The sequence below is a fragment of the Lactobacillus hamsteri DSM 5661 = JCM 6256 genome (genome assembly GCF_000615445.1).
Classification (GTDB): domain Bacteria; phylum Bacillota; class Bacilli; order Lactobacillales; family Lactobacillaceae; genus Lactobacillus; species Lactobacillus hamsteri.
In genome coordinates, this window is record NZ_BALY01000054.1 from 1 (window position 1) to 5585 (window position 5585).

Below are 5585 nucleotides of genomic sequence, written 5' to 3' on the forward strand. Positions count from 1 at the left end.
TAAATTTAAAAGAGAAAAATAGAGTCTAGCATTCACTAGGCTCTATTTCTATTTCATAAGGTTATTAATCTAAATCTTTACCATTAGAAGCAATAACCTTCTTATACCAATAAAATGAATCTTTTGGATAACGGTTAAGCGAACCATTGCCACGATCATCGCGATCTACATAAACGAAACCATAGCGTTTCTTCATTTCGCCTGTACCGTTTGAAACAAGATCAATTGCTGACCACATAGTGTAGCCCATTAGGTCGACACCGTCTAAAGTGACAGCTTCTTCCATTGAATTAATTTGAGCTCTTAAATATTTAATACGGTAATCATCATGAATTTTATTATCATCTGTTAACGTATCAGACCAGCCTAAGCCGTTTTCTACAACCCAAAGAGGTTTATAATATCTTTCCCAAAGTTCATTTAAGCCTAGTCTAAGGACAGCAGGGTCAGTTGCCCAGCCCCAAGCATTTGTCTCAAGATATGGGTTAGTAATATTACCAGCACTAACGTTTCCTGAAGCTTTAGCGTCATCACCGTGAACAGTAACTACGTTGGATGTGTAGCAAGAGAAGCTTAAAAAGTCACAAGGGTATTTTTTAAGGAGCTCATAATCTTCAGGACGATCGTCTAACTTAATGCCATCTCGTTCATATTTCTTTAAACGGCTAGTTGGATAGTAACCAAGCATTTGAACGTCTGAATAAAAGAGCATTTCTTGTTTGGCCTTCATTACCAAAAGTTGATCTTCAGGATCACAAGTATAAGGGTAGATGGCGCTATAAGCAAGCATCATTCCTACTTGATTGTCTGAATCGATTTCATGAGCTAATTTAACGGTCTTAGCACTAGCTACGAATTGATTGTGAGCACCTTGGGCACGATTCTGCTCACTACCATCAATTAAACCTCCGCCCATATATGGAGCCATATCCATAGCATTAATTTCATTGAAAGTTAGCCAATATTTAACTTTACCTTTGTAGTAGTTCATTACAACATCTGCATAGTGAACGAAAGCATCTATTAAATGACGATCTTTCCAACCGCCAAAGCGTTGAATCAAAGAAAGGGGAGTTTCGTAGTGAGATAAGGTAACTAATGGCTTAATACCATATTTAGCACATTCATCGAAGACCTTGTCATAAAATTCCAAACCTTCTTGATTAGGTTTTTCATCATCACCGTTTGGCAAAATTCTTGACCAATTCATTGAAAGACGAAAGACATCAAAGCCCATATCAGCCATATATTTAATATCTTCTTGGTAATGATGGTAAAAATCTGTACCTTGATGACTTGGGTAATAGTAGTCGTCAACTAATTGGGGAATAGCACCGTCAGGTAATTTGAAGTAATCAGCTCCCCAAACAAGGTCAGTTGCTCCAGTTTTACCATTAGGCATTTTCCAAGTGACTTTTCTTGGTTCAGTAGCAGAACCATTAGTTAAGACATCAACGGCATTTAAGCCTTTTCCGCCTTCATTATAGCCACCTTCGTATTGATTGGCAGCGCTAGCGCCACCCCACATAAAAGTTTTATTTAAAGTCATAGTTATTTACCTCTAAAATCTTGTATTTTCTAAAATAGTGTAATCACGTTGATCATATCGATTTCGACTAGTTGAATATTCGATAGGTTGGCCATTAGTTAGCCAAACAATTTGTTCTAATTCAAGCATTGGATCGTCTTTTTTAGCCATAAGATATTTTTGATCATATTCACTTGATTTCGTTGCTTTGATTTTTCTATAAGCATGACCAAATTTTAGTTTTAGTGTATGGTGAATGTAATTATAAATAGAAGAGTGTAAAATTTCTTCACTTAAATCAGGAACTAGATCAACGGGCATATAAGTATGCTCAATAATAAGAGGTTGATTATCTACTATTCTTAAACGAAGAATATTGTAGACTGGTTCAGTTTTCTTTAAACTAAGATTTTTTTGAACCTGTTCGTTTGGAAATTCTACCGAAAAGTGAAGAATATTACTTCTGACATTATCAGTTCCCATTAAGTTTTTAAGTCCAGTAAACATGTTTGCTGGAGAATCTATACCACTTTGAATTGGAATATCGCTTGATACAAAAGTACCAAGCCCAGATTGTTTATAAACTAATCCTTTTCTTTCTAATCCATCTAATGCCTTTTTAACAGTTAATCGACTTACATCTAATTCATTTGCTAAAATTTCTTGATTAGGTAATGGTTCCCCAGCAACATAAGTCTTGTCTTTTATTCTATCTAAAATTATTTGCGCTACTTCTAAATACTTTGCCTTTGCCATGTTTTTATCACTATTCCTAAATCCTAAAATATATATCTTATAAAAAAAGAGATGTTACTTTATAACTAAATTCTAGCATTTTTGTAACATCTCTTCATAATTTTAAGCGTTTAATTCTTCAATGCCTTTTTCAATTGCATCATCGCAATCTATAGGTAGCCGAAGTATCATTTGACCATCAATTTCAATTCCTTTTGGAATTTGAATTACGCCAGGGAAGTGATAGCCATGGTGAGCTTTAGCTTCATTGTCTACGTATACTGAAACTTGTCCGTCGGCACTAACACCAACTTTATAGTGGTGACCGTCTCGATCAAATTCGTTTACGATTTTAACACTATCATCCATATTAAAATACCTCAGAATTATTAATTTTCTTTAGCAGCATTTGCCTTTTCACGAGCAATTAAAACATTATCGTATTTCTTAGCAAATGGCCAGTAGATTAATGTTGAGATTACTAATGTACATGCTTGCCATATAGCCATCTTCCAACCACCAATTAGGAAGCCTGAAATAATAGCTGGAGTTGTCCATGGTGCAGCAAATCCGTTAAGTGGAGGAATAATACCGAATTTAATTACACAGTAAGTTGAAATAGCTACAACTACAGGGGTTAAGAAGAATGGAACTGCTAAGAATGGGTTCATAACAATTGGTAAACCAAAGAGGAATGGTTCGTTAATGTTGAAAAGACCTGGAACTAATTCCAACTTACCAACTGACTTTAATTGAGCAGATCTTGCTGCGATTAAAGTGAAAATAACTAAACCAATAGTAATACCAGAACCAGTTAAGTTAATAAAGTTGTTGTAGAATTCGTTAGTTACAACGTGTGCGCCTTGTGCAATAGTTAACTTGCCAGCTTTAAATAATTGAGCGTTTTCAAATGAGTTAGCTTGAAGAAGTGGACCAGCTAATGAACCAACAATCAAACCACCGTGAACACCGAAGAACCAGAAGAATGGTACTAAGAAGCCAATAGCAACAGCTCCACCGAATGAGTCTGATAAACCTTGCAATGGAATTTGAACTGTGTTGTAAATCCATTGTAAGAAATCAGTGTGTGCCCAAGTGTTAAATCCAGCAAAGATAAGCATTGAACCAATTAAAATCATACCTGCTGGGATCATAGCAGTAAATTGGTTAGCAACTGCAGGTGGAACTTGCTTAGGAAGCTTAATAGTCCAACCTTTTTTAACGATTGAACTGTAAATCCAACCTACAAGAAGACCGATAATGATGGCAGCGATCATACCGTCACCACCAAGCCAAGTGATGTTGATAACACCTGTCACAGGTGCTTCAATAAAGTTTTGAAGACCTTGAGGTAATTTATCAATATTTTCAGCTACAGCCTTTGCTGACATTGTAAATCCGTCGCTGTTAATACCATTGCTTAAAGCGTTTTTAATTGGACTAGCAATGCTCAAAGTTTGAAGCATTAAGAATACACCACAAGAAGTAAGACCAGGTGCTAAAGGTTCAAGCTTTTCGTTTTTAACATAAATATAAGCAATACCAATGGATGCCCAAAGAGACATAACATTGAAAGTAGTTGTATAGGCTTGATTGAAGAATGCACCCCAACCAGATGCATTAATTGCATTTGCAACTGCTGGAATAGGGATGTTACCTAAAATTAAGAATATAGAACCAATGATAATAAATGGTAATGTATAAATCATACCATTTTGTAAAGCAGTAATAGCTTTTGTGTTAACAAACTTCATTACTGGAGGAAGAATTTTACTGTTAACAAAATTACTAAAACCTGACTGTTTTTGATTAGCCATTATAATTCATCTCCATTATCTTTAAGCACTTTCTGGAACCAATAGAATGATTTCTTTGGAACTCTCTTTAAATCTTTTAAGTCATGATTAGTTCGATTTACAAAAACAGCACCATAACGTTTTTCGATATCGGCATGAGAACTTGGAATATCGATTAATCCCCAGCCGAGGTAACCTAAAACTTCAGCACCATCTAAGAAAATTGAATCTTTCATAGCTTTAATATGATCGCGGTGGTAAGCAATACGTTCATCGTCTTCGATCATATGCTCACCATCCCAAGTTTCCTTAAGGCCAATTCCGTTTTCAATAGGGAAGACAGGAATGCGGTAATGATTGTACATAGTTGTAATTGCATTTCTGAATCCCAATGGATCAACTGCCCAGCCCCAATCGTTTGTCTTAACGTATTTGGCATCAACGCCACCTTCGTTTAGATAGCGGTTAGGAGCTTCGCCTTCAGGAATCTTGTCACTGGATAATACCCATGATGAGTAGTAAGAAAATGCAAGGAAATCAGCTTTAGCCTTTTTCATAATTTCTCTATCTTCATCAGTAATATCCATTTTAATGTTGTGATTTTCAGCATATTTCAGAACTTCTGGTGAGTAGCCTTTACCAGTATCAGCATCATAGATGTTGAAGTTCAAAAATTCTTGAACTTGCTTTGCTGCCCAAATATCTTCAGGCTTGCTGGTTTCTGGATAGATCTGTTGATATGCCAACATTCCACCGATTTTTACATCGTCATAATTTTCATGGATGTAATTTGCTAATCTGATATGAGATACCATCGTATGGTGGAAGATGGTGTACATATCGTCTAAAGTTTTGTCGCCATTTTCATATCCGGAAATATTGAATACTTCATCTTGGAAGTAAAGGTTATGTTCATTAAAGACGATCCAGTATTTTACTCGATCCGAGAAGTGATCGATCATCTTTTTGCCGAATCTTACAAATGCATCGACGACATGTCTTGACATAAAGCCATTATATTTTTTGGCTAAATTAAGAGGCATATCAAAGTGGTAAAGACAAATCATTGGTTCAATACCACGTTTAAGCATTGCATTAACCAAGCGATCGTAAAATTCAATACCTTTTTCATTGAATTCACCATCACCATCGGGACACACACGTGACCATGAAATTTGAATACGATACATGTTCATGTTCATGTCCTTCATAAGATCGAGGTCTTCATCGTATCTATGATATTCATCGATTGCTACATGCCAATCTGTAGTATTTTCTGTAGCTGGACGAACGTCATAGACTGATAAGCCTTTTCCGTCTTCATTCCAGGCACCTTCAGTTTGCATACTTGAAACTGAGTTGCCCCAGAAGAAAGATTTAGGTAAGTTGCGCTTTTCAGTCATAAATCAGCTCTCCCTCTGTAAGCACTTTCAAATATTTACATATAAAAGTATAAGCGTTTTCAATAGCAAAGTAAAGACCATTTTATTAAAAATATATACTTTTACTATAAAGAAAATAAAAAA

General features: G+C 35.6%; 5 protein-coding genes. All 5 read right to left on the reverse strand.

Going from position 1 to position 5585, the window contains the following annotated elements:
- Positions 1-64 precede the first annotated feature (64 nt).
- The 5 genes from JCM6256_RS08970 to JCM6256_RS08990 all read right to left on the reverse strand — a co-directional run bounded on the left by JCM6256_RS08970 (position 65) and on the right by JCM6256_RS08990 (position 5462).
- Positions 65-1549, reverse strand: a complete 1485-nt coding sequence (locus JCM6256_RS08970) for a glycoside hydrolase family 1 protein (RefSeq protein WP_025081344.1) — start codon at positions 1547-1549, stop codon at positions 65-67.
- Positions 1550-1561: 12 nt separating this feature from the next.
- Complete coding sequence (locus tag JCM6256_RS08975; protein WP_025081345.1) at positions 1562-2284, reverse strand: GntR family transcriptional regulator; 723 nt, start codon at positions 2282-2284, stop codon at positions 1562-1564.
- Positions 2285-2386: 102 nt separating this feature from the next.
- Positions 2387-2632: a hypothetical protein gene (locus tag JCM6256_RS08980; RefSeq protein ID WP_025081346.1), complete on the reverse strand. Its 246-nt coding sequence runs from the start codon at positions 2630-2632 to the stop codon at positions 2387-2389.
- A gap of 20 nt (positions 2633-2652) precedes the next feature.
- A complete protein-coding gene (locus tag JCM6256_RS08985; protein WP_025081347.1) occupies positions 2653-4080 on the reverse strand; it encodes a PTS sugar transporter subunit IIC in 1428 nt (475 codons plus the stop codon).
- The gene (locus JCM6256_RS08990) at positions 4080-5462 is read right to left on the reverse strand and encodes a glycoside hydrolase family 1 protein (RefSeq protein WP_025081348.1); all 1383 of its coding nucleotides are present in this window, start codon (positions 5460-5462) and stop codon (positions 4080-4082) included. The genes JCM6256_RS08985 and JCM6256_RS08990 overlap by 1 nt, the downstream gene beginning before the upstream one ends.
- Positions 5463-5585 lie beyond the last annotated feature (123 nt).